Below are 24,609 nucleotides of genomic sequence, written 5' to 3' on the forward strand. Positions count from 1 at the left end.
TAGATAAATAACGATTACGGAATTAGTTTTTTATTTTTGCAGCGAAAAAATTATTTAATGGAACTTATAAAAAAATACTTCAGTAATTTAACTGAAACACAGTTAGACCAGTTTTCTAAATTACAAGAGTTATATGAAGATTGGAATTTAAAAATTAATGTTGTTTCTCGTAAAGATATTGATGAATTGTATTTACGTCACGTATTGCATTCTCTAGGAATAGCAAAAGTAATGCAGTTTAAACCGGGGTCTAAAGTAATGGATGTTGGTACTGGTGGCGGTTTTCCAGGAATTCCATTGGCTATTTTATTTCCAGAAACTCAATTTCATTTGGTTGATTCAATCGGGAAAAAAATAAAAGTTGTAAACGAGGTTGCTGAAGGTTTGGGGCTACAAAATGTAAAAACAACTAACGGACGTGTTGAAGAGGTTAAAGATACATACGATTTTATTGTTAGTAGAGCTGTTGCACAAATGGAAACTTTTGTTGGTTGGACAAAAGGGAAAATATCAAAAAAGCAAAACCATGATTTAAAAAACGGAATTTTATACTTAAAAGGTGGTGATTTATCGGTAGAGCTAGAAAAATATACATCAGCAACCATTTATAATTTACCTGATTTTTTTGAAGAAGATTTTTTTGAAACTAAAAAAGTGGTGCATTTAGGGATGAAGTTTAAAGCCTAACTACCATATTTTAAACGATGATTTAAAAACTGCCTAAAACCGAATCTTGTATACTTAATGATTCAATTTTAGACAGTTTTTATTTTTTAGCAGCATCCTGAGTTTGGGGCACAAGCATTTTGTTGTTGTAATTCTGAAAATTTTAATTTTGGTTTTTCTTGAGGAATTCCACAATTATCCTTTGCTAAACAATCTGTTTTTGTAGAGGTTAGTAAGAAATTTGTACCGTCAAAATCTAATCCATATTTACCAATAGTATTTCCCTGGTATTCTACTTCGATATTTAAATCAGGAATATTTAATACTTTTTCTGAAAGTTCAATAATATGTGTTAACTTTTCTGGGTGTAACCTGTGATCGTAATCATCAGCTTCCCATAATTGAAAGTTTACTACTTCTTCGTTTCTTACGGTTCCGCCACAATCAATAAAGTTTTTGGTGATTTTTCCAACTTCCGATACATGAAAATGGTTGGGTACTAATTGACCATTTGGTAATTGAAAAGCGATGGTTTTTAAAGAAGCTAGATGATTTTTAATTTCTGATAATTTCATGTCTTTTTTATTTTAATTGCAATATTGCGATTAATGATTGTAAATTTTTTTAACAGCAAGTATTTGGGTTGCTGTCAAGGTTTAAAAAACTATTTAATAAGGTTTTTATGTTTGTCCAATTTTCTTGATCTATACAATAACAAACACTGGTTCCTTCAATGTTTCCTTTGATAAGATTCAGATTTTTTAATTCTTTTAAGTGTTGGGATATTGTTGGTTGCGCCAAGCCTATTTCATTCACTAAATCGCCACATACACACGAATTTATTTTAAATAGGTATTGTAAAATAGCAATACGTGCTGGATGCCCTAGTACTTTTGCTATTTTAGCAAGGTCATTTTGTTGTGGTGTAAATATTTCTGATTTGGTAAGCCCCATTAAGATAATTATTATATTGCAATATTACGATTAATATTTGATTTAGCAAAATATACCGTTTTTAGAAGGGTTTTTATTGCTTAAAAGATTTGTGAGCGTTGTTTATCGATTTGCAAAAACTTTGTAAGTTAGCTTAGCCCCGATTGCAGCATTTGTTTGAGCTCCTCGCAGAGAGCGAGTGCGTAAAGCGGGTAATAGCTTCAACTTATTTTAGTTAAAAATTTAAAAACCCCTTCGGTAGATTTGAAGAGGTTTTGAGAGTTTTACTTTTTAATACCAGCGTTTTTTCTTCTTTTTTGAAGCTTCAGATTTTCGCCCTTTTTTGTTTTTACTAATGGTATTTGGTTGCTTTTTATGTTTTGGTTTTACTAAAAGAAACGGATGATCTTCAATGATTTTTATTGGTCTCTTTAAAAATTCTTGAATTGCTTTTATGTAGCTAGTTTCATCGGCACTACAAAGTGAAAAGGCAATTCCAGATTTTCCTGCTCTACCTGTTCTACCAATTCTATGTACATAGGTTTCGGGTACATTGGGGATGTCTACATTAATAACGGCATCAATTTTATGAATGTCTATACCGCGTGCAGCAACATCGGTAGCAATTAAAATGTTTGCTTTGTTGTTTTTAAAATCTTCAATGGCTTGGTTGCGTAAAATTTGTGTTTTATCACCGTGTACACTGGTTACTTTATAGCCATTTTTTATAAGTGTTTGCTCTAATTTATCAACGCCAAATTTGGTACGCCTAAAAATAATTATGCGTCCTTGAATAGTATTACGTAGTAAGTGTAAACATAAATCTACTTTGTTTTTTTTGGGAGTGTAATATAATAATTGCCCAATTTTATTAACCGAATTGTCGGTAGGAATAACATTAACAGTTTCTGGTTTGTAAAGCATCGATTTTGCTAAATCGTTTACTTTTTCGGGCATGGTAGCCGAAAATAGGAGTGTTTGTTTTTTACGAGGACAAAGCTCTTCAATTTTTCTTACATCTTGAATAAAACCCATGTCTAACATTAAATCGGCTTCATCTAAAACAAAAGTTTTTAATAAGCGTAAATCAATGCTTCCTTGTTTGTGTAAATCAATAAAACGCCCTGGTGTTGCAATTAAAATATCAACGCCTTTTGCTAAAACATCTTTTTGAGGTTTTGTTGAAATACCTCCATACACAGCAGTTGTTCGTAAATTAGTATACTTGCTATAGATGATGAAATTCTCCTGAATTTGTATGGCTAATTCTCTCGTAGGACTTATGATTAAAGCTTTTATTTTCTTTTCGCCCTTTTCTGAGTCTTGTTCTTTAGATAATTCGTTTATAATAGGCAAAGCAAAAGCGGCGGTTTTTCCTGAGCCGGTTTGCGAACCAACAATTACATCTTTTCCACTTAACGCAAGTGGAATTACTTTTTGCTGCACTAATGTAGCTTTGTGATACCTTTCTTCGTTTAATGCTTTTAAAATAGCTTTGTTAAGATGTAAATCTGAAAATTGCATTGCTTCTTTATTTTTTGCAAAGATACTGTAAATGAAACGATATAGGTTGTTTAAAATATACTTTACAGGGTGGTAAAAATCTATATATAAGTTAATATGAAACCAAAAATAGATCCTCCTAAAACAATAAAAGCACTGTTTAGTTTTTTAAATCCAAATACAGTAATTAAACTAATAATGGCAATAACAATGGTTCGCCAGTCGGTTAGCGTATCTTTAGCCATGTTAAGGCAAACTGCAATAATCAATGCCACGGCAGCCACGTTAACGGCATCTAAAACTGCACGGATGATATTAGATTTTCTAATTTTTGGCATTAAAGGATTTAGAATTAAAACGAAAATAAAAGAAGGTAAAAAGATTCCGATTGTAGCAACTAATGCTCCTGTTATTCCGTTTAGCTGCCACCCGATAAAAGTAGCGGTTGATAAAACGGGGCCAGGCGTAATTTGTCCGACTGCAACGGCATCAATCAATGCTTGCCTGGTTAACCAACCGTTTGCAACGAGTTCGGTATCTAAAAAAGCAAATAAAACATAGCCACTACCATATAAAATGGTTCCTATTTTTAAAAAAGTAAGTCCAATTTTTAAGTTGCTTAAGTTTAACTGTTCATTAGATTGAAATAGTAAAAATGGAATAAAGCTGTGTAGCGTATTCTTTTTTTGTTGAAAAAGATAAAAAACAAACCCAAATAAACCACAACTTAATAGCGTGATGATTTCGTTGATGCCTGATAAACATAAAATTAGCGCGATTAAACCTAGAATTGCTAATTGCACATTTTTAATAGCTTTTTTACCTAGTCGGTAAGCTGCCATAATGATTACGGCAATTACAGCTGGTTTTATGCCATAAATAAAAGGCTCAACTTTTGGTAGTTGTCCATATTCTTGATATAACCATGCAAAAATTGAAGTAATAATAACAGCAGGAAAAACAAATGAAAATCCTGCAACAATTAAGCCTTTCCAACCTGCTTTTTCATGACCGCAATGCATCGTCATTTCGGTTGAGTTTGGACCGGGAATTAAATTGGTAGCTCCGATAAGGTCTAAAAAATGATCTTGCGTCATCCATTTTCTTTTCTTTACTACTTCATCTTCCATCATTGCAATATGAGCTGCAGGCCCACCAAAAGCGATGCTTCCTAGTTTAAAAAATAGTTTGGCAATTTCTTTTAAGTCGTTTTTTTGAGACATCAACCTTTGTTGTTAGTAATAGCGAATTTATTAAAAAGTAGCTAGAGTTCTCTTTAAAGCAAAAAAAAACCGAGCTGTGAGGCTCGGTTTTTCATTATTGTAATGAGTTATATTATAATCCAGCTGATTTCCAAGGCCAAGTAGAAACATCTACTTTTGTACCTGTTTTATAGTCAGCAGTTGTAGAAGCGTCAGCTCCATCTATTTTAATATTTGATAAATCACCATCATCTTTCATGTCGATGTTTGTATCATACCCTTCTAACCAGATATTAGTAATAGTTGCACCTGATTGTTTTTTAAACTGTAATCCTGTACCACCGGTAGTTGAAATAGCAGTTAAGTTTTCAAATTGAGGATTACCATTTACTTTATCTCCTTCAAAAGCAGTTGAAAAATTATCAATAGTATGAGAAATGTAAGTGTTAGTTACTTTACCGTTCCATCCTTCAGTCCAATCTACTGAGTCATCTTCGTTATTTACTAAGTATAAATTTTTAGCAGAAACTGTTCCTCCAAAAAATTCAACACCATCATCAGCACCGTTAATAACAGCAATGTTTTCAACAGTTGTACCAGAACCTACTGAGTAAAAAGAAACTCCGTTGTATTGAGAATTAATATTAATTTGAGCACCAGTTCCTTTAATAACTAAATATTTAACAGATCCAGAGTTGTCTGCATCGTCATTACCTCCATAGTTGAATCCACCAACTTCAGCAGTAACATCAGTTCCTGCAGAGGTAGTTGCTTTACCACAGATGGTTAATCCACCCCAATCTCCAGGTTGACCGTTAGCAGAACTCATTACAACAGGAGCATCAGCAGTACCGTTAATGTTAATTTTACCACCTTGTAAAACTGCTATGTATACATCCGTTCCTTTAGCATCAACAATGATTTTTGTTCCTGCTTCAATATTTAAAATACCTCCATCTTTAACGATGTAAGAACCTGTTAAATTGTATGTTTTATCAGCTGTTAATGTGATGTTTCCGGTAACTTCACCTACCAAAGGAGTGATTTCAACAATTTCTCCGTTAATGAATGACCAGCTAGAGATGTCTACTTTAGTACCATCCATATAGTCTTTATCAGTTTGAGCTGCACTACCGTCAATAATAACATTAGATAAAGCACCGTCATCTTTCATATCGATGTTTTTATCATATCCATCTATATGTAAATTTGTAATTGTAGCACCAGAATTCTTTTTAAATTGTAAAGCTGTACCTCCTACGATCGATTTAGCTGTAAGGTTAACTAATTTAGGGTTTCCGTTATCTTTGTCAGCCTCTACAACTGTTGAGAAATCAATTTTAGTATTAACAACATAAGAGTTTTCAATAGTACCATTCCATCCTTCTGTCCAATCAATAGCATCGTCTTCTAAATTTTCTAAGTAGATGTTCTTAGCAGAAACCGTACCTCCAAAAAACTCTACACCATCATCAGCACCATCAAAAACAGCAATATTTTCAACAGTTGTACCTGAACCTACTGAGTAAAAAGAAACTCCATTGTATTGAGCATCTATAGTTATTTGTGCTCCTGTACCTTTAATTACTAGATTTTTTATAACTCCAGAATTATCAGCGTCATCATTACCACCATAAATAAATCCACCAACTTCAGCAGTAACATCTGTTCCTGCAGTGGTAGTTGCTTTACCGCATATGGTTAAACCACCCCAATCTCCAGGTTTACCTTCAGCAGAACTCATAACAACCGGGTTGTTATTGGTTCCGTTAATGTTGATTTTACCACCTTGTAATACTGCTAAGTAGATGTCAGTTCCGCTAGCATCAGCAACAATACTTGTACCAGCAGGTATTGTTAAAGTAGCACCTTCTTTAATAATAAAAGCACTTGTTAATGCGTATGATGGGCTAGTTAATGTGTAATCTTCGGTAAGTTCACCACTCATAATACCACTCTTTAATTTTTCTACAACATTAGAAGTATCTGGAGGTAAAATTGCTGGATCATCACTACTACAATTTGTAAATGTTAAAGCAGCGATTGATAAAGCAGCAATACTTAATAATTTAAATGGTCTTTTCATTTTTATTTGTTTTGTTTAATTTCGTTATGCAAATTAAAAGCCTTCGTTTTTTGTTTCTTTTAACTAAATATTAACTGATTGTTATATAAAAAGTTAAATGTTAAATTAAGGTTTTGTGTTTGTTAGAAATTGTAGTTTAAGCTTAATGAAAGCTGTCTCCCTTTTTTATAAGACAACACAGTTTCGTTTGTTTCAATTAAAGTATTTAAATTACGAACTAGTTGTGTTTGTTTGATAGCTGGGTTTAATAGGTTTTTACCTACAAGTTTAGCTGTAAATCCTTTAAATAATTGTTTACTTATAACTAAATCAAGAGTTACAAACCCTTTTTCAATAATTTCATCATTATAAAGAGTAGCGCTGTTAGTAAAATCTTCAGGAGCTCCTAATGCGTAAATTTTATCAGATGAATAGTTACCTGTTAGTGTAGCAGAAAATTCATTTTCTTTATTATTTGAGTATCCGATAGAACCGTTAACAATAAAGTCAGAAGCGCCTTGTAACTCAGATTCGCTTTTACCTTTAAATTGGTATTTAGCATCTAAATCTTGATTGAACCACATTTTTGTTAAGTTAGCAGTAGCGTTTAAAACAGTTTCGTCTTCATCGTTTTTTAATAAATCAAATCTACCTTCAAGCTCTAAACCTATAATATCTGCTTGATCTCCGGTATTAAAAAATTTAAAGTAACCTGATGAACCTTGATCTTGAGTTAGGTTAATCGGATTGTTGATTTGCTTGTAAAAGGCAGTAGCTGAAAGTAATTCGCTTCTGCTAGGAAAAAACTCCCATTTTAAATCAAGATTATATACGTCTGATTTTTCTAAGTTTTCATTACCTCCAATAACACGACCTGTTGGAGATACATATTCGAAAGGAGATAATTCTTTAAATTCTGGTAATGTTTGTGTTACACTTGAAGCAAAACGAATAAAGTTTCTGTCGTTTAATTCGTATTTTAAGTTAACACTTGGGTATAAACTTTCGTATACTTTGTTAGTTGTTCCGTATCTCCCAGGACGATTTGATACATCCCAAGACATATCTATTTCATCTCTTTCAAAACGTAAACCAATGTTACCAGATAGTTTGTTGTCAAATTTAAAATCAAAATTAGTATATGCAGCTAAAACTAATAATTCACCTTGGTAAAAGTCAGGTTGCTGTTCTCTTAAAGTTAATCCTGAATTTGTTCCTAATTGTAAAACTTCTGAGATTTGATCGATAGAAGGGGCGGTAAAGCCTTTTGCTCTAAAACCTAAAAACAATGAGTTAAAACTTCTTTCTTTTTTACGAAAATTTAAACCGTAGTTTAATTTATAAGGTTTGGCATCATATTCGTCAGCTACTTGCCCTAAAGACCATTGGTTTTCAATGTAAGCGTTGTATTCAATATCTTCAATTTTTTGAGAAGATTTTCTTTGCTGATAATCTCCTACGTGAGCAAATTGAATTAATGGGCTTGTGGTTGGGTTTAAAATATTTACTTCATTTCTGATACGATTAGGTTCTTCGGCTAAAACGTAATTATAACCAGTAGCCCAATTTAATTGGTTGTTTTTATTCCACTTATGTTCCCCCATTAATTGGTTTATAAACATGGTGGTTTGTTTAAAGTTTTGATCTCTTACAAAAGCTCCATCTTCTTGCGGGTCTTGGTCAAACACATAGCCTTCGCCGTTTCTACCTTGTTCATACAAACCATCTTCTCCTTTGTTTACAAATAAGGTGTTGTACTTTATTTTATTGTTGTCATTTAACTTAACATCTGCTCTTATGTACCCCGTACTATTTGTTTTTGAGATAAAATTTTCAACATCAGTAAATGAGTTGTTTAATACATTTGATCTGTATGATTTAAATAATCCACTTCTGTATTCAGCAGATTTTGAGTGTGAAATAGATGTTAAAACTTTCCATTGTTTGTTAAGAAAGTTGAATTTCTTAGCGCCTGATAATGAAATTCCATAATTGATAGGAGTTGCTACGTTTTTAGTGTCCCATCCTTGTAATGTCATTAAGTTTTGTAAAGCATACTTTTTTTTATGAAATCCAAAAGTTACATCATCACTAATAGTACTTTGTTTAAAATTGTCAACATCTAAAGCGTTTGAGTTTCCTCCACCGCTAATGCTAATCGAGAAAATATCTTTAGTATATTCTTTTGATGAAACATCTACATTACCTGATGCTTGGTCTGAATAACTAGAAGTAGCATACGTTTTACTAATACCAACATTTTGTATAACATTGGTGTTAAATAAACCTAAATCAACATTTTTGTTACTTACATCATCAGAAGGAATAGGGAGTCCGTTCATTGTTGTAGATAAATATCTATCGCCTAAACCACGAATATATATATTACCTGAACCTTCACTTTTATTAACTCCAGCAATTTTTGTAGTTGCTGTTGCTGCATCTGAAACACCTTTTTTAGCTAATTCTTGAGCACCAATACTTTCTTTAATTATAACAGCTTTCTTTTGCTCTAATAATAAAGCACTTGATTTTTCTTTACTAACTGTTGCGTTAATTTGAACTTCATCTAATGCAACACCTTCGTTTGCGCCAATTGCTTGATTAACAATTACTCCTTGGTTTGCCTTAATAACAATATTTTTTTCTATGGTCTGATAACCAACAAAACTGAAAACAATCGTTTGATTTCCTTCAGGTGCGCTAAGGCTATATTTACCATCTATATCTGTAGTTGCTCCTATTGAGGTTCCTTTGATAAAAACATTTGCAAAAGGTAGTGCTTCATTGTTCATTTCTTTGTCTGTAACCACACCAGAAACAGTACCTTTGCTTTGAGAAAAGGCTAAATTACATAAGCTTAAAAAAGCTACGAATAGTATTTTTTTCATTACTAAATTGAATTCTATATTATTTAAGGGCAAAATTCAATCTAAGAAGTAAAAGTAATGTTAACTAGAAATTAATGTTGCATTATCAGAATGTTTGTTTAGTGTTATGAGGTAAGGGTAATTGTTACCATATTGTTAACGGTTAAAATATTTTAATTCCTAAAGTGTAGGTTCTAGGAGTTGCAGGCCCGTATATAAAGTTGCTGTCTCGCTCGTTTCCTATATCAAATTTTGATTGATAACTATCAAAAATGTTTTTAACCCCTACTGTAAACTCAATATTTGTTTGTAGTTTTTCTAATTCGAATTTATAGCTTGAATTAATACCTACATTAAAAAATGATGGAGAAGTAAAATATTCATCCTGTATTAAGTTTTGATTAGATGCTAAATGCAAAACATTCATCTTGCCGGTATATACTAAATTTAAAGCTGTTTTAAACTTTTGATTAGGGGTATAGGTTGCAGTTGCGTAACCATAAGTATTTGGTGTACGTAAAAATTCTCTTTTTGTTTCTAATACATTAGAATTGGTTACTGCCGTATTGTATTTGCTCGACTGATAAGTAAAACCAGCATCAAACTGAAAGATACCATCGTAGTTTAAACGTGTTTCTAGTGTAATTCCTTTTACAACAGCGCCATCACCATTCCTTTTTTCAAAAACCTCTCCAAAAGCATCCTCTCCTATAGCTTCTAAAAAGAAAGCATCTTGTAAATTGGTATAAAAACTTTCAACAGTAAATCCGTAAATATAATGTTCGGTTGGTTGATCGTAATTAAAAGAAACAGTGTAGCTATTTGAACGTTCTCTTTTTAAATCATCAGCAAGTTGCACTCTTGATATTCCTCCGCCGGCAAAAGCAATGTGTAAATCGGTGTCAAAAGCTTGTGGTGCTCTAAAACCTGTACCCCAAGTTGCTCTTAACTGCCCTTTTTCAAAAGGTTTAAATAATAAAGAAACTCGTGGGCTTGCTACATTGTTAATAAGTGTTTTTTTTGTGCCATCTTTTTTCAAGGCATTTAATTTATGGTGATCATAACGAACCCCTACAAGTAAATTCCACTTTTCGTTTATTTCCCAATCACTCTGAAAAAAGAACCCGTAATTTTGGGTAACCTGATCTACTTTATATTGATACGCATCAATTTCATCAAACACATCATCTTGTACAAACTCCGTTCCGATAGTTAATATATTATTCCCTTTTAAAAAATCATCTAATTTATGGTTAAACTGTAATCCTCCTTGAAAAGTAGTAGTTTCAGAATTACCATAAGGTGGATTTGCTAAATGTGCAGTGTCTTCAGTTGTTCCTGCTTCTGGGCGCACTCCAGTATAATGATCTCTATCGGTATACTGAGAAGAAAAATAGGTGATAATTGAACTATTATCATCGTTAAAATTAATTTGATAATCAATATTACCAGCATACACATCATGTGTTCTTTCTTCAGATTGCAATGCAAAATGCGGAGCTGTTTTAATCATTTCGCCACCATAACGATATTCGTTCATTTTACTAAAGTTAATTTCTATCTTCTGATTTTCGGTAGGTAAAAAAAATAAATTAGTACCAAATGAGTTGTTTTTTAATTGTGGAAGCTCAGAATAATTATCACCATTATGATCATAAATTTCTCGAGCTCTATTGTTTATAAAAAATGAAATCCCTGCGTTTTTTTCATCATTTACAACAGTAGCGTTACCCGTAATAATATGATCAGAAGTTCCTTTAATATTTTGGTATGTGTAACCAATGCTGTACTCATTTTTTTTAGGAATATTGGTGATAACGTTTACAGTACCACCAATAGCGCTAGAACCATAAAGTGCAGAGCCTCCACCGCGAACCACTTCGATACGATTTATCATATTTGTAGGAATTTGTTCTAAACCATACAAGCCTGTTAGTGGACTAAAAATTGGGCGTCCATTAATTAATATTTGCGAATATCCCCCGGTTAATCCGTTCATACGAAGTTGTGTATAGTTACATGTTTGGCAATCGGTTTCTACTCGTAAACCTGTTTGGAATTTTAACCCTTCAGATAAATTACATGCTTGAACGTCAGCTAAAGTTTCGCTATTAATTACATTTACAATTACCGGACTGTTGGTTTGTCGTTTATCAGTTCTTGTTCCTGTTATAGTTACTTGGTCTAAAATTTCAGCAGTTTCTTTTAGTATAAAATTAACTTTTTTTTCTTCGGATGATTTTAAATTGATGTTTTTTCGTTCTGATAAATACCCTAAAGAAGAAGCAACTAAAACAAATTTATTTTTTGATGTTTCAAGTGTGTAATTTCCATTTTTATCAGTAGTTGTGCCAATGTTTGTTCCTCTTATAAGAATATTAGCAAAAGGAATTGTTTCTCCTTTGGCGTTGGTTGTTTTTCCTGTGATTATTTGTGCTTTTACAAAGGTTGTTGTAAATAAAATGATTAGAAGAATAGAATTTTTCATTGCTGATTGTTTTAATTTTTACGCAAATGTAAATAAATTTTTAGACAAGGCTAAAAATTATTTTATGTAAATGAAAAATTATATATTTGTAAAGTCAAAAAAATACAATGTTTAGCCAGTCAGAAGAAAATTATATAAAAACCATTTATCATTTAGCAGTAATGTCTGATAAAGGAATTAGTACAAACGCTATTGCTAAAAGTTTAAAAACAAAGGCATCTTCGGTAACAGATATGATTAAAAAATTATCTGACAAAGAAGTTGTTGTTTATAAGAAATATCAAGGAGTTACGTTAACTGATCTCGGAAAAAAAACGGCAGCGAATATTATTCGAAAACATCGTTTGTGGGAAGTTTTTTTAGTAGAAAAACTTAATTTTTCTTGGGATGAAGTGCATGAAGTTGCTGAACAATTAGAACATATAAAATCACCTAAATTAATAGATGAATTAGATGCTTTATTAGATTTTCCTACACATGATCCACATGGTGATCCAATTCCTGATAAAGAAGGAAATCTACAAATTATTGAAAAAAGTTTACTATCAGTTTTAATAAAAGATGAAACAGGAGTTTTAGTTGGGGTAAATGATTCTTCCTCTGAGTTTTTACGTTTTTTAGACAAACAAGGTATTGCTTTAGGGCAGCAAATAACAATTATATACAAAGAACCTTTTGATGATTCTTTTCTAGTGAAAATCAATGGAAAAGAAATGACGATTTCAAATAAAGTGGCAAACAATATTTATATACAAAAAAATTAAGATGAAGAAAGTAGCATTAGTATTGGTAATCTTATTAGTAGTAAGTTGTGGTAAAAAAGCAAAAAACAAAAACGGTAAATTAAAAGTAGTTACAACCACTACGATGATTACCGATTTAGTGAAAAATATTGGAGGTGACAAATTAGAGGTTAAAGGTTTAATGGGTGCAGGAGTAGATCCGCATTTGTATAAAGCTAGCGAAGGTGATGTTTCAAAATTATTTAATGCTGATGTTGTTATCTATAACGGATTACATTTAGAAGGAAAATTAGAAGAAGTTTTTGAAAAGATGCAACATCAAAATAAAAAAACGATTATTGTTTCTGATGTAATTAATAAAAATGATTTAATAAGTTCTGAATTATTTGCGTCAAATTACGATCCTCATATTTGGTTTGATATTAATAACTGGAGGAAGATAACATTATACGTCGCAGAAAAATTAGCAGAAATAGATACTAAAAATGCTGCTTTTTATCAGCAAAACGCGAAAGAATATTTAGAAAAACTAGTAGCTTTAAATAAAGAGGTTGAAAGCAAAATAAACGAATTGCCAATAGAGAAAAGAATTTTGGTAACCGCACACGATGCGTTTAATTATTTTGGAAACCAACATCAATTTAAGGTGGTCGGTTTGCAAGGATTGTCAACAGCAACAGAAGCTGGTGTTCAAGATGTTCAAAAGTTAGCCAAGTTTATTATAGGTAATAACGTAAAAGCAATTTTTGTAGAAAGTTCAGTCCCAAAACGAACTATTGAAGCTTTACAAGAAGCTGTAAAATCTAAAAACCAAGAAGTGGTAATTGGTGGAACATTATATTCTGATGCTTTAGGAAATGCAGGAACAGAAGAAGGAACTTATATAGGTATGTACAAAGCAAATGTGAATACGATTGTTAACGCATTAAAATAATATGGAAACAAAATACGCAGTAACGGTTGATGATTTAACAGTTGCTTATAACTATAAACCTGTACTTTGGGATATTGACTTAGCCATTCCTGAAGGGGTTTTAATGGCTATTGTTGGTCCAAATGGAGCTGGTAAATCGACTTTAATAAAATCTATTTTAGGAATTATAAAACCCATTGCAGGAAGTGTTTCTATCTATGGAAAACAATACGATAAACAGCGAAAATTAGTTGCTTATGTTCCTCAAAAAGGAAGTGTAGATTGGGATTTTCCTACCACAGCCTTAGATGTTGTTATGATGGGAACATACGGTCGTTTGGGTTGGATAAAACGTCCAGGGAAATCACAAAAAAAAATAGCTTTAGAAGCGCTTGAAAAAGTAGGGATGTTGGCTTTTAAAAATCGACAAATATCGCAGCTTTCAGGTGGGCAACAACAACGTGTTTTTTTAGCCAGAGCATTAGCACAAGATGCGGCTATTTATTTTATGGACGAACCGTTTCAGGGAGTTGATGCAACTACAGAAATTACTATCATCAATATTTTAAAAGAATTACGAAAAGCAGGAAAAACAGTAGTTGTAGTACATCACGATTTGCAAACAGTTCCTGAATATTTCGATTGGGTAACTTTTTTAAATGTAAAAAAGATTGCAACGGGTCCTGTGAAAGAAATTTTTAATGATGATAATTTAACCAAAACTTACGGAATTAACTATAAAGTAAGTGTACAGCAGTAAGTTTTTTTAGATTTTAGTGAGTAGTGGTTAGAAAAGAAAAAAATCAATAAAAATGGGAAAAATAAAATTCAAGTTTGAAGATTTGAAAGTGTATCAAAAGGCACTTGAATTTGTCGACTTTTCTTATGAAATATCAAATAATTTTCCAGATATAGAGCGTTTTGGATTGAAGTCTCAATTCAATAGAGCTGCTGTTTCTATTGCATTAAACATTGCTGAAGGTTCTGCAGATACAGACAAACAGTTTAATAGATTTTTACAAATAGCACTAGGTTCTACAAATGAATGTGTAGTTTGTATTTCGGTTGCAAAAAGGCAAAAATTTATTTCTGAAAAGTCTGAAAATGAGATTCGTGAAAAACTAGAAGAACTTTCAAAGATGATTATAGGTTTGCAAAAAGATTTACGTAACAAAAATACTAACCTTTAAAAACTAACGACTATCGACTTTACTGAATATTTTAAACTCGTTTTTACAGATTATACACTTCGAACAATTACTATTGGTACTGCAATTTTAGGTGCAATTTGTGGTATGCTAGGTAGTTTTGCAGTGTTAAGAAAACAAAGTTTATTAGGGGATGCAATTTCACACGCATCACTTCCGGGAATTGCCATTGCGTTTCTGATTACAGGTACAAAAGACACCAATGTTTTATTATTGGGCGCATTGATAAGTGGATTAATCGGCGCTTTTTGGATACGCGGAATTGTAAAAAACACACATTTAAAAACAGATACTGCTTTAGGATTGATTCTTTCTGTTTTCTTCGGATTTGGAATGTTGTTGTTAACATTTATTCAAAAATTACCAAATGCAAATCAATCAGGTTTAGATAAGTTTTTATTTGGTCAGGCAGCAACACTTTTGATTAAAGACGTGTGGTTTATGGCAATAGTTACAGCTGTTTGTTTATTGGTGTTATTGCTTTTCTGGAAAGAATTTAAACTCTTGTTATTTGATGCAGATTATGCAAAAACCTTAGGTTTTAATACAAAATTTATTGATACATTAATTACAAGTTTTATTGTATTAGCAATTGTTTTAGGGTTGCAAACTGTAGGGGTTGTTTTAATGAGTGCCATGTTGTTAGCACCAGCAGCAGCAGCACGTCAATGGACAAATAGTTTAAGTACTATGGTTGTTTTAGCGGCTATTTTTGGTTTGCTTGCTGGAGTTATTGGTACGGGAATTAGTGCAAGTGAATCTAATTTATCTACAGGACCTGTAATTGTGTTAGTTGCCGCAGTATTTGTAGTGTTTTCGTTTGTGTTTTCACCCTCTAGAGGATTGCTTTTTCGTCAGATTCGTTTTTTAAAGAACAGACGTGATTTACAATTGCATAAAACCCTGTCTTTTATGTTTGATTTGGTAAAAACACACGAAGATAAATCGCATCCGCATGCGGTGAAAATATTAAACAACTTTCAAGGGTATACCAGAGGAACTTTAAAAGAATTAGAAGAAAAAAAATATATAAAAGTGCAAGGTAAAATGTGGTCGATGACGGAAGAAGGATATCAGTTTGCAGGTAATTTATATAATCAACATATAAAAAATGAGTAGTGCTCAGATAGAAATACAATTAATAGCAAGTTTAGTTGCAATTGCTTGTGCAATACCTGGTGTTTTTTTGGTATTGCGAAAAATGGCCTTAATTAGTGATGCTATTAGCCATTCGATTTTGCCAGGATTGGTAATAGGTTTTTTTATTACACATGATTTAAATTCTCCTTTATTAATTTTAATGGGAGCTTTATCAGGAATTTTAACCGTTGTTTTGGTAGAATATATTCAAAAAACAAAATTAGTAAAAGAAGATACAGCCATTGGTTTAGTATTTCCGGCATTGTTTAGTATTGGTGTACTTTTGATATCTAAAAATGCAAACGACGTTCATTTGGATGTTGATGCTGTTTTATTGGGTGAATTAGCTTTCGCGCCGTTTGATAGATTGATGATTAACGGAACAGATATTGGGCCTAAATCATTATGGGTTATAGGAACAATATTAGCAATTACCTTAAGTCTTTTAATTACTTTTTTTAAAGAGTTAAAAGTAAGTACATTCGATGCAGGTTTAGCAACCGCTTTAGGTTTTTCGCCAATTGTAATTCACTACGGGTTAATGAGTGTGGCTTCGGTAACAACTGTTGGAGCTTTTGATGCAGTCGGAGCAATATTAGTTGTCGCTCTAATGATTGCGCCAGCGGCCACCGCTTATTTATTAACGAATGATTTAAAGAAAATGTTAGTTTTTTCAGGCCTATTTGGTGTGTTTTCGGCCATTTTGGGTTATTGGGTAGCGCATTGGTTAGATGCTTCTATATCAGGATCGATGATAAGTATGCTTGGTTTGATTTTCTTTTTTGTGTATTTATTAGCACCAAAAAGAGGGTTGATTTCTGTGATTTACCGAAATAGGCAACAACAAAAAGAAGTACAATTGCTTACTTTTTTGTTGCATTTAAATAATCATACCGAAAAAAGAGAAAGACATATTAATCATTTAAATGAACATATAAATTGGCATAAAATTAAAGCAAAATCGGTAGTAGATTTAGCAGAGAAAAATAATATGATTCTTATTGAAAACCAAATTATATCACTTACCCAAAAAGGAAAAGCTTTTACAGAAAAAGCAATAGATTACATAATAACAAACGATGATTCTAAAATTGAATCGATGAAAAAAGATTTTTTCTTATTTAGAGGGTAAAATAATTTAAATATTATATTTATTAATAATAAAAAGAGCCTCCTATAATTAATATAGGAGGACGCTTTCTAATTTTTTGTAAGTAATAATGGTTTGCCAATTCTTTTATTGTCAATAGGTAACTTTAATATCTTAGCAATTGTTGCAGCAATTTGATTCGTGTAAAGTTGTTCTTTTTTAGAAAATTCACCTGTTGGAGTAATTTTATTTCCAAAAGCGATTAACCAAACTTCATCTGATCCTTCAATATTTTTTCCGTGACTTTTCCAATTGTCTAGAGGAAATGTACCTCGCCCATGATCTGTTGTAATAATAAAAGTTGTATTTCCTTTGTAAAAGTTATCGTTATTAATGAGAGTCCATAATTCTTTTATCATGGTATCAGTATTATTTGCAGATTTTAAATATTTTTCATAATCCCCATCGTGCGCATAATCATCTGTTTCACCATAAGATATGAATATGAAATTAGGGTGATCCTTTTTTATTTTTTCTAAAGCATAATAATGAGTAAAAGCATCAAAGCGAACATTTTTCCATTCTTTAGGAATAGATTTCTGCATACTATTTAATAGTTTTTCTCTTTCTGTCAAATTACCTCCCTTGGCAGGTCTATATCCTGCATTAACAGAAATACCACTTCTATTTTCGTTAATTATAAAAGGAAAAACATCCCAGCTACCAACTGCCAAAACTTTATTTTTATAAGCTTTGTTTTTGTTAGCTTTTTCTAAAATAGTAATGTTAGGGTTTGGTATTTTATCGTTACTTTTAATTTTAGCATCATCAGAGGATCCTGTTAATATTTCATTATATCCAGGGTAAGAAAACCAATGTTTATTAGTTAAGTTCATTTTACTTCCTAGAGTTCTATTTCCATGAATTTGACCTATTTGACTAATAGTACTCCATAGAAAAGGAAATAGTTTTTCTCTTCGTTCCTTTTCAGTTTCTTTCCAAAATTTATTTTTTAATTCTTTAATGTTAGAAACATATTTTTTGTTAGTAATTAATTTTTCATCAGCTCCTGAAAAAAGTTCCTGCCATCGAAGACCATCTAGTGTTATTAGAATAACTTTTTGTGTTACCTTTTTTTGTTGAGAATTAATTGTGCTGCTAAGTAATAATAATATTAATAATATATTAAAATTTGTTTTCATTTTTATTTTGTTTTAAAAGATGTAGTGTTAGACCAGTCGCTCCAGTTTAAGCTTTGATCTCTGTATCTGACTCTCCAATAGTATGTTGTGTTAGCTTTTAGACGATTTGTTTTTTCATCAGTTAAGTCGTCATTTTTTTGCCTATTTTCTTTATAATACCAATTCTCGTGTTGTTTCCAACTATCTAAAATTAACTCTGAAAAATCTTTTTTAGTTGAAACCTGCCAATTTGAAGCAGCGTGAAATGCATTATTAAAGTCGCTTTTAAAAGCTCCTGCTTTTAAAATGGCTCCTTTAATTGTAGTGTTTTTTGTAATAAGTCCCTTTGGAAAATGTGGTTTTCGTCTTTTTTTATAAATAACAATACTATCTCTAAGTTCATTGTTTCTGAAATTATCCTTGTTACCCCTACTTATTCTTTTAAGAGTAAATTTTGGGTTTTTTCTATTTCCATCAACCTCTACAACAACAAAACCATATTCATCTTGAGTTACAGTAAATTCCTCATAATCTCTTCCTTTAAATTCACCCCAATTATCTATTGCACCCCCTGCAGAAGCTACATTTACCCATAAGTGTTTATGGTTTTTTGATTGTCCCCTTGAGTATCCATGTGTGTGACCAAAAAAATGTACACTTGGTTTTCCTGTTTTTGTTGTAAATGATTCTAGTAATTTAACAACTTTTCGGCTAAAATCTTCTTCTCCTGGAATCCATAATTCTGATTTGTGTGGGTGATGTAATTGTGCAAAAACGAAATCAATATTGTCATCTTTTGCTGTTTTTTCTAAAGTAGTTTTTAACCATAGATATTGGTTTTTACTATCTCTATAACCATTATTAGAATCTAATCCCAAAATTCGAGTATTTCCATAATCTTTGTACCACCAATGTTCTGCGTATTCTGGGCTTCCATTTTTAGGTAAGCTAAAATATTTAAAATAATATTGTGAATTTTTTTCATGATTTCCTAATACAGGATATACAGGAACTCTTGAAAATATTTTTTTTGAAGGTTTAAAAAAATGATTTTCCCATTGTTTAAGTTTTGTTCCATTTTCTACTAAATCTCCAGGGATCATTACTAAGGCAAGGTTATCAGATAATTTGCCTTTAAGTTCGTTTTTTAGATATGAAATTACCCCTTCATTTACTATTTCTTTATATTTATCTGGTTGATTGTGGTCATATTGCATATCGCTCATTGCAACTATCTTAAAGCTTTTTTCATCTCTTGCAAATGGGGGTGTTTTAAATTGAAAAATATCTGAAATTGTTTTTCCTGTTTTAACCCTGTAATAGTAAGTTGTGAATCTTTTTAAGTCAGATAATTTAACCTTGTGAATTCGTTTGGCAGTAAAGTTAATGTCCTCTGATTTTGCTCTATTTTTATTTCCTAATTTTCTAGAAAGTCCCCATTCTACAAAACTTTTTTTGTTAGAGTTTGTTTGCCATTTTATGATAATCGAATTTGGAGTTGCATCCTGTAAAAAGGGTTGTACTTCAATTATTGTTTTTTGACTAAAGACTTGTAATTGAAAAAGAAAACATATAATTATCGAATTTTTCATATGAGTATATTTTTTAAGGTAAGGTCATAGATAAGTTGCCTATGACCTTAAAAATTAAAATTATTTTAACCACCAAGTTAACTCTCTTGTTTTGTCATTCCCTTCACCAAATTGGTTTATAACAGCAGCTTTAGTGTTTTTTGAATTTTCGGTGTATTCAGAGTTTGGATACATCCATCTTGTAGGAGGAGTTGCTGATGCATCAAAAGGTAATTTTGGGTAGCCTGTTCTTAAAAAATCAAAATACATTCTCCATCCAGTTTGTAAAAAAGAAGTAAAATATTTTTGAGTTAAAATAAATTCTAACTGTTGTTCTACTGTAGTAGCTGAATCGAAATTAACTTTTATTCCTTGTATGTAATTGTTTGCGGCATTAGCGTTTACGTAGTTTTCTAACCCTTTAGCTTGTTTGTTATAAAAATTAAAAGAAGCTCTAATACCATTGTTGTAATGTTCTTTTGCATCAGTTATAATCCAGCGTCTAATAGCGGCCTCTGCTAAAATAAATTCCATCTCCCAATAACCAAGTATATTATGAGCCTCGGTTGTTGGATCTGTACTATATCTTAAATTTACCTTAGATAATTCTCCTGCTGCAGCAAGAGTGTTTATTTCTCCATATGGTTTTAATGCATCAGCCCCATTATATGCATTAAAATCATTTATAGCTAAACCATTTTCTTTTGCATTTTTTGTTTGTGTGCAAAAAATAAATAATCTTGGATCATTTCTTTCTTTTAATAAATTTACAAAGGTTTTTGCCATGTACATACCTGACCCGTAACCACTAGAGTTAAATTCAGTATACCTTGCTCCGTCAGTGTCTATAAAAACTATTTGTGCATTTTCATCACTTGAGGAAATAATAGGTTCGTTTGCAAATATATTTGCAAAAGAGGATTTTATGTTTAGCTCAGAAGTTTCTTCTTGTTTGGATAAAGAAAGTAATATCTTTAACCTAAAAGAATTAATTAACTTTCTCCACTTATAAGTATTTCCTTTAAAAATAATATCTCCATCGATAATATTATTATTTGTTTTTAATATATTGTTGGCCTCAGCTAATTCGATTAAAATACCTTTAAAAACTTCTTTTTGTGTACTATAAGTTGGGAAATAAACTTTATTGAATTCTCCTTGTAGTGCTTCGCTATAAGGGATGTCTCCAAAAGTTAATGCCAAGTTATAAAAATAATAAGCTCTAAAAAATTTACCTAATGCGATATATTCAGGAGCTTTAATTCTAGTTGCTTCTTGAATCATTTTAGTAATTTCTCCTAAAGCACTATATTTATCAAAACTAGCGCTGTCCCAATTGTAATATTGTTCATTATTTTCGCTGTCTGATGAAACTAACATTCTTGATGCATATAAAGAAGATGTACCATTTACCTGAAATGCCTCAACCTCAATGTTAGTCAACAATAATTGAGGATGTGTTTCTTTTACATTATTAGGGTTTGTATTTATTTCTTCAAATTCACTACAAGAAGAAATTATTATAGTTATTAACGTTGTAAATATTAATTTAAGGTTTTTCATGTTATTTTGTTTTTGATTAAAATTTAACGTTTATTCCAAAACCAATATATCTTGTTGAAGGGTCTTGAAGGTTTTCATCATTTCCAAAATCAGGATCAATGATATCTGCTTTTTTCCATGCTAATAAATTATAACCACTAAGTGTAGCACTAATATTTTTTACTTTTTTTATATCAAACATTTCTGTAAAATCATATTTAATAGAAAGGGATCTTAATTTGAAAAAACTACGATCAAATACATTAGCGAATTTTTTGTTATCGGTATCTAAAATTGCTGCTCTATATGGGTATGTTTGTGACCAACTTTGCCAATTTACAGCAGTTGTATTTTTTTGATATACCCTAGTGTCAGAAGTTATATTTCCAAATACATCATGTGTCACAGAACCATTGATTACATTTACTCCGTTTGGTACATATACTGCCTTTCCTGCAGCATATTCTTTATCTCTATACTCTGTTGAATTTGGGTGTTTACCTCCCCACCACATTTTCTCTACAGTTCTAGATCTAATTAAGCCCCCCCATGCTCCATCAATACCTACACCAATAGTGAATTTATTGATTTTGAAATTATTTTGAAACCCAAGTCTCCATTTAGGATCTTTATGACCAATGTTGCTTTCAAAGCTGTTTCTAACTGGAAGACCTTTTGAATTGATAATTAATTCATTGTTTGCTGATTTTTGCCAGGTTTTTGTAATATGACTATCTACCCTGTCGTTTAGTTTTAAATATCCAAAATTTGGTTTGTTATCGTAAATAGAAGTTATTCTTTTTTCACTAGTACTCCAATTGACTAGCATGTCCCAAGAAAGTTTATCTGTTTTAATGGGAGATACATTTACTACAACTTCGTACCCTTTTCTTGTATATTCATTGCCATTAACAAACCTGTTTTCAAAGCCTGAAGCTAAAGAAACAGGAAGTTCAATAATTTGATTTGTAGATAATTCTTTATAATATGTAAAGTCTAAACCTAACTTGTTAGATAAGAGACTTGTTGTTAGTCCTACTTCAAAAGTCGATTTAGATTCGGGTTTAATATTTGGGTTAACTAATAAATTAGGGTAATTAAGTTTTGTTTTACCATCAAAATCTCCATTTTTATCATAGTAAGAAGAAATCTGATAAGGGTCTAAGGCTCCAGAAACTTTAGCCCAAGAAGCTTTAACTTTTAAATAGTCAACAGCTTCAGGCATTGTAAATAAATTAGAAACTAATGTGCTTATTGAAGCTGAGGGATAAAAGTAAGAGCTATTTTCTTTTGGTAGTGTAGATGACCAGTCATTTCTTCCGGTAACATTAAAAAAAACAGTATTGTACAAATCGATACCTAAAGTAGCGTACACACTGTTTGAAGCTTCTTTACTGAGGTAGGTATTAGCTTTAACATTTCCTTTTGTGTTATTTAAATTATAATTAAAAGGTATAATTAGCCCATCTGTTGCATTGTACTCTTGTTGGTGTTTTTTATAAAAACTTGATGCACCGATATTTAAATCAAGTGTGAGATTTTTAGATAAATCTTTTTTGTAATGTGCTAATAGATCAAAATTGTATGTTTGTGTTCTTTTATTCCATGTTTTATAATCTCCAGCTCTTGGATCTCCATAATTTAAATATGTTTTAGGGCTTTTTCTGTCTTCAAAAACATCTTTTATAACGCCAGATCCTCTAAACTGAATATCAAAATTATCTGTTGGGGTATATTTTAAACTCATTTGAGCATTAATCAAATTGGCATCATATTGTTGCTTTAATTCTTGCGCCGCGAAATATGGATTATTATACCAAGCATAATTATAATTTGCCTGTCTATAGCCCTCTTGGCCTGTAATATACATGTGATTTTTTAAGTCTTTTCCATTAACGTCGTCTCCCATCCATATGAGTATGGTATACATATGATTTTTTGGGCCATAACCATGTCTTGGGTAATTAGGAGAATATACTTTGTTGTAAGCTAGCTTTGTATCTAAGGCTAATTTTTTTGATAAAATAGTTGATGATTTAAATGTTAAACCACCAGTTTTAAGACTTGCGTTTGGAACTCTATCATCATGACTCTTATAATTTGCTGTTAACTTTAGCGATCCATTTTCTCCTTTTTGAGATATTGAAAAATTAGTGTTTGAAATAAAAGCAGTACCCATAAAATCTTTTAAGTTATTATGGTATTTCCAAGGAGTGGCAACTCTTGAGTATCTAGATTTATCATCATATTCTGTACCAGTAACATCACCCCACCAAGGTATTTCTTTTCCTGTTACGTTATCTAAAATAGGGCTATTCCATTGTTTTATTAATACTCCTGGTTCAAATTTAGGTCCCCAAATCATATCTCCATCTGAGATACCACCATCTTTACCATCCCAAAATTCATATTTTCCATTAGATCCATTACCGTATTCGGTTTGGGTTTCTGGAAAAATGGTAAAACCTGCTGAGATCATATTATTATGACTAAAACTAATTTCTATGCCTTCTTTTTTTACATTTTTAGTAGTAATTAAAATAGCACCATCCTTACCTTTAGACCCATATAAAGCAGCAGCTGTTTGTCCTTTTAGAACATTAATACCTGCAATATTATTAGGAGATAAATCATAAAAGTCGGTATCTACAATAATTCCATCAATTACTATTATTGGGCTACCTCCTCTTAATTTAATATTAGCCTTTTGAAACAATCCTGTTGGATTACTAACTGTTAACCCAGCTACTTGTCCTGTAAATAAATTTGCTGTGTTAGGAACAGGAACGTCTTCAATTGTATTTGTTTTCATTTTTTGTGTAGCGTACCCCAATTTTTTTTGTTGTTGTTTAATACCTAATGCAGTGATGACAACTTCGTTTAATGTGGTTTCATCTTCTTTTAAAACAATTGTGATATTTTTTTTTTCAGATACTTTTATCTCTTGGGTGTTGAAACCTAGATAAGAAACCACTATTGTAGCGTTATTTTTTACCTTAAAAGAAAAATCACCATCAAAATTTGTTAATGTGCCATTTGTAGTACCTTTTTCTATAATTGAAGCGTTTGGTAATGGTATGTTATTTTGATCAACAATTTTTCCTTTAATATGAGTTTGTGAAAAAATTAATGAGCAAAATAACAATGAGTAAATTAGTAATAGTCTTGTTTTGTAACTTTTTTTCATCTTAATATTTAATTAGTTTTTTTGATAAGCAAAAATTGACTTTGAATGTTATTAAGACGATTTCTTCTTGTTAACAAAAACGAAATAAAATGTTATTTTAATTCATCAATGTTAACTTAGTATGAATTTATTTTGGTGTTAATGCTTTTTTACACTTACAGTTTGTTTTGTCTTCGCTAAATTTTATCAAAACCATAACTTCTTAATAAGTTTGTTAATTTAAATATTACTTAAGTTAGATGTAACAATTAAAAAATAAAACAGATGAAATTATTCAAAGTTAATTGGGATAATTATGATTATTTTG

At 31.2% G+C, this 24,609-nt stretch carries 18 protein-coding genes; 7 read left to right on the plus strand and 11 right to left on the minus strand.

From position 1 onward, the window contains the following. The first annotated feature begins 57 nt into the window (after positions 1–57). On the plus strand, positions 58–687 hold the full coding sequence (gene rsmG / locus Q4586_RS06695) for a 16S rRNA (guanine(527)-N(7))-methyltransferase RsmG (protein ID WP_271406386.1): 630 nt from the start codon (positions 58–60) through the stop codon (positions 685–687). Positions 688–773: 86 nt separating this feature from the next. Here the strand turns inward: rsmG and Q4586_RS06700 are convergent, their stop codons facing one another. From Q4586_RS06700 to Q4586_RS06730, 7 genes are all read right to left on the minus strand, one after another. Continuing rightward, positions 774–1,241: a DUF6428 family protein gene (locus Q4586_RS06700; RefSeq protein ID WP_303527624.1), complete on the minus strand. Its 468-nt coding sequence runs from the start codon at positions 1,239–1,241 to the stop codon at positions 774–776. A gap of 49 nt (positions 1,242–1,290) precedes the next feature. Further along, complete coding sequence (locus Q4586_RS06705) at positions 1,291–1,620, minus strand: ArsR/SmtB family transcription factor (protein WP_068702495.1); 330 nt, start codon at positions 1,618–1,620, stop codon at positions 1,291–1,293. Positions 1,621–1,890: 270 nt separating this feature from the next. Then, on the minus strand, positions 1,891–3,123 hold the full coding sequence (locus Q4586_RS06710) for a DEAD/DEAH box helicase (RefSeq protein ID WP_303527628.1): 1,233 nt from the start codon (positions 3,121–3,123) through the stop codon (positions 1,891–1,893). An 80-nt stretch (positions 3,124–3,203) separates the two neighbouring features. Continuing rightward, positions 3,204–4,325 (minus strand): chromate efflux transporter, encoded by a 1,122-nt coding sequence (gene chrA, locus Q4586_RS06715; RefSeq protein ID WP_303527631.1) that lies wholly within the window; start codon positions 4,323–4,325, stop codon positions 3,204–3,206. Positions 4,326–4,437: 112 nt separating this feature from the next. Next, complete coding sequence (locus Q4586_RS06720) at positions 4,438–6,390, minus strand: beta-helix domain-containing protein (protein WP_303527635.1); 1,953 nt, start codon at positions 6,388–6,390, stop codon at positions 4,438–4,440. Positions 6,391–6,512: 122 nt separating this feature from the next. Further along, positions 6,513–9,260 (minus strand): TonB-dependent receptor, encoded by a 2,748-nt coding sequence (locus Q4586_RS06725; protein ID WP_303527638.1) that lies wholly within the window; start codon positions 9,258–9,260, stop codon positions 6,513–6,515. A 142-nt stretch (positions 9,261–9,402) separates the two neighbouring features. After that, a complete protein-coding gene (locus Q4586_RS06730) occupies positions 9,403–11,727 on the minus strand; it encodes a TonB-dependent receptor (protein ID WP_303527640.1) in 2,325 nt (774 codons plus the stop codon). A gap of 107 nt (positions 11,728–11,834) precedes the next feature. On the opposite strand from Q4586_RS06730, the gene Q4586_RS06735 reads away from it, so the two are divergent. The 6 genes from Q4586_RS06735 to Q4586_RS06760 are packed head-to-tail and all read left to right on the plus strand — an operon-like array spanning position 11,835 to position 16,863. Then, positions 11,835–12,491 carry a metal-dependent transcriptional regulator gene (locus Q4586_RS06735; protein WP_303527642.1) on the plus strand — a complete coding sequence of 219 codons (657 nt, stop codon included), beginning with the start codon at positions 11,835–11,837 and terminating at the stop codon, positions 12,489–12,491. 1 nt (position 12,492) lies between these two features. Further along, the gene (locus tag Q4586_RS06740) at positions 12,493–13,404 is read left to right on the plus strand and encodes a metal ABC transporter solute-binding protein, Zn/Mn family (RefSeq protein WP_303527645.1); all 912 of its coding nucleotides are present in this window, start codon (positions 12,493–12,495) and stop codon (positions 13,402–13,404) included. Between the two features lies 1 nt (position 13,405). Beyond that, entirely contained in the window at positions 13,406–14,143 is a 738-nt protein-coding gene (locus tag Q4586_RS06745; RefSeq protein ID WP_303527648.1) for a metal ABC transporter ATP-binding protein, read from the plus strand. Positions 14,144–14,195: 52 nt separating this feature from the next. Next, a complete protein-coding gene (locus Q4586_RS06750; RefSeq protein WP_303527651.1) occupies positions 14,196–14,573 on the plus strand; it encodes a four helix bundle protein in 378 nt (125 codons plus the stop codon). Positions 14,574–14,585: 12 nt separating this feature from the next. Beyond that, positions 14,586–15,710, plus strand: coding sequence for a metal ABC transporter permease (locus Q4586_RS06755; RefSeq protein ID WP_303528207.1), 1,125 nt, complete (start codon positions 14,586–14,588; stop codon positions 15,708–15,710). Continuing rightward, positions 15,703–16,863 (plus strand): metal ABC transporter permease, encoded by a 1,161-nt coding sequence (locus tag Q4586_RS06760; protein ID WP_303527654.1) that lies wholly within the window; start codon positions 15,703–15,705, stop codon positions 16,861–16,863. The genes Q4586_RS06755 and Q4586_RS06760 overlap by 8 nt, the downstream gene beginning before the upstream one ends. 68 nt (positions 16,864–16,931) lie before the next feature. Here Q4586_RS06760 and Q4586_RS06765 read toward each other — a convergent pair whose 3' ends face one another. The 4 genes from Q4586_RS06765 to Q4586_RS06780 are packed head-to-tail and all read right to left on the minus strand — an operon-like array spanning position 16,932 to position 24,302. Next, positions 16,932–18,023 (minus strand): alkaline phosphatase family protein, encoded by a 1,092-nt coding sequence (locus Q4586_RS06765; protein ID WP_303527657.1) that lies wholly within the window; start codon positions 18,021–18,023, stop codon positions 16,932–16,934. Between the two features lie 2 nt (positions 18,024–18,025). Beyond that, positions 18,026–19,594 (minus strand): purple acid phosphatase family protein, encoded by a 1,569-nt coding sequence (locus tag Q4586_RS06770; protein WP_303527660.1) that lies wholly within the window; start codon positions 19,592–19,594, stop codon positions 18,026–18,028. 60 nt (positions 19,595–19,654) lie between these two features. Continuing rightward, complete coding sequence (locus Q4586_RS06775) at positions 19,655–21,136, minus strand: SusD/RagB family nutrient-binding outer membrane lipoprotein (RefSeq protein ID WP_303527663.1); 1,482 nt, start codon at positions 21,134–21,136, stop codon at positions 19,655–19,657. Between the two features lie 16 nt (positions 21,137–21,152). Then, complete coding sequence (locus Q4586_RS06780) at positions 21,153–24,302, minus strand: SusC/RagA family TonB-linked outer membrane protein (RefSeq protein ID WP_303527667.1); 3,150 nt, start codon at positions 24,300–24,302, stop codon at positions 21,153–21,155. Positions 24,303–24,609 lie beyond the last annotated feature (307 nt).

It is taken from the genome of Tenacibaculum soleae, from assembly GCF_030549005.1.
In the GTDB taxonomy this organism is placed as follows: domain Bacteria; phylum Bacteroidota; class Bacteroidia; order Flavobacteriales; family Flavobacteriaceae; genus Polaribacter; species Polaribacter soleae.

Bases quoted from the DNA above. Each gene is read 5' to 3' on its own strand.
- Q4586_RS06780 (WP_303527667.1), bottom strand. From the start codon at position 24,302: ATGAAAAAAAGTTACAAAACAAGACTATTACTAATTTACTCATTGTTA.
- Q4586_RS06770 (WP_303527660.1), bottom strand. From the start codon at position 19,594: ATGAAAAATTCGATAATTATATGTTTTCTTTTTCAATTACAAGTCTTT.
- Q4586_RS06760 (WP_303527654.1), top strand. From the start codon at position 15,703: ATGAGTAGTGCTCAGATAGAAATACAATTAATAGCAAGTTTAGTTGCA.
- Q4586_RS06735 (WP_303527642.1), top strand. From the start codon at position 11,835: ATGTTTAGCCAGTCAGAAGAAAATTATATAAAAACCATTTATCATTTA.
- Q4586_RS06745 (WP_303527648.1), top strand. From the start codon at position 13,406: ATGGAAACAAAATACGCAGTAACGGTTGATGATTTAACAGTTGCTTAT.
- Q4586_RS06740 (WP_303527645.1), top strand. From the start codon at position 12,493: ATGAAGAAAGTAGCATTAGTATTGGTAATCTTATTAGTAGTAAGTTGT.
- Q4586_RS06725 (WP_303527638.1), bottom strand. From the start codon at position 9,260: ATGAAAAAAATACTATTCGTAGCTTTTTTAAGCTTATGTAATTTAGCC.
- Q4586_RS06700 (WP_303527624.1), bottom strand. From the start codon at position 1,241: ATGAAATTATCAGAAATTAAAAATCATCTAGCTTCTTTAAAAACCATC.
- Q4586_RS06750 (WP_303527651.1), top strand. From the start codon at position 14,196: ATGGGAAAAATAAAATTCAAGTTTGAAGATTTGAAAGTGTATCAAAAG.
- Q4586_RS06705 (WP_068702495.1), bottom strand. From the start codon at position 1,620: ATGGGGCTTACCAAATCAGAAATATTTACACCACAACAAAATGACCTT.
- Q4586_RS06775 (WP_303527663.1), bottom strand. From the start codon at position 21,136: ATGAAAAACCTTAAATTAATATTTACAACGTTAATAACTATAATAATT.
- Q4586_RS06720 (WP_303527635.1), bottom strand. From the start codon at position 6,390: ATGAAAAGACCATTTAAATTATTAAGTATTGCTGCTTTATCAATCGCT.
- Q4586_RS06730 (WP_303527640.1), bottom strand. From the start codon at position 11,727: ATGAAAAATTCTATTCTTCTAATCATTTTATTTACAACAACCTTTGTA.
- rsmG (WP_271406386.1), top strand. From the start codon at position 58: ATGGAACTTATAAAAAAATACTTCAGTAATTTAACTGAAACACAGTTA.
- Q4586_RS06765 (WP_303527657.1), bottom strand. From the start codon at position 18,023: ATGAAAACAAATTTTAATATATTATTAATATTATTATTACTTAGCAGC.
- chrA (WP_303527631.1), bottom strand. From the start codon at position 4,325: ATGTCTCAAAAAAACGACTTAAAAGAAATTGCCAAACTATTTTTTAAA.
- Q4586_RS06710 (WP_303527628.1), bottom strand. From the start codon at position 3,123: ATGCAATTTTCAGATTTACATCTTAACAAAGCTATTTTAAAAGCATTA.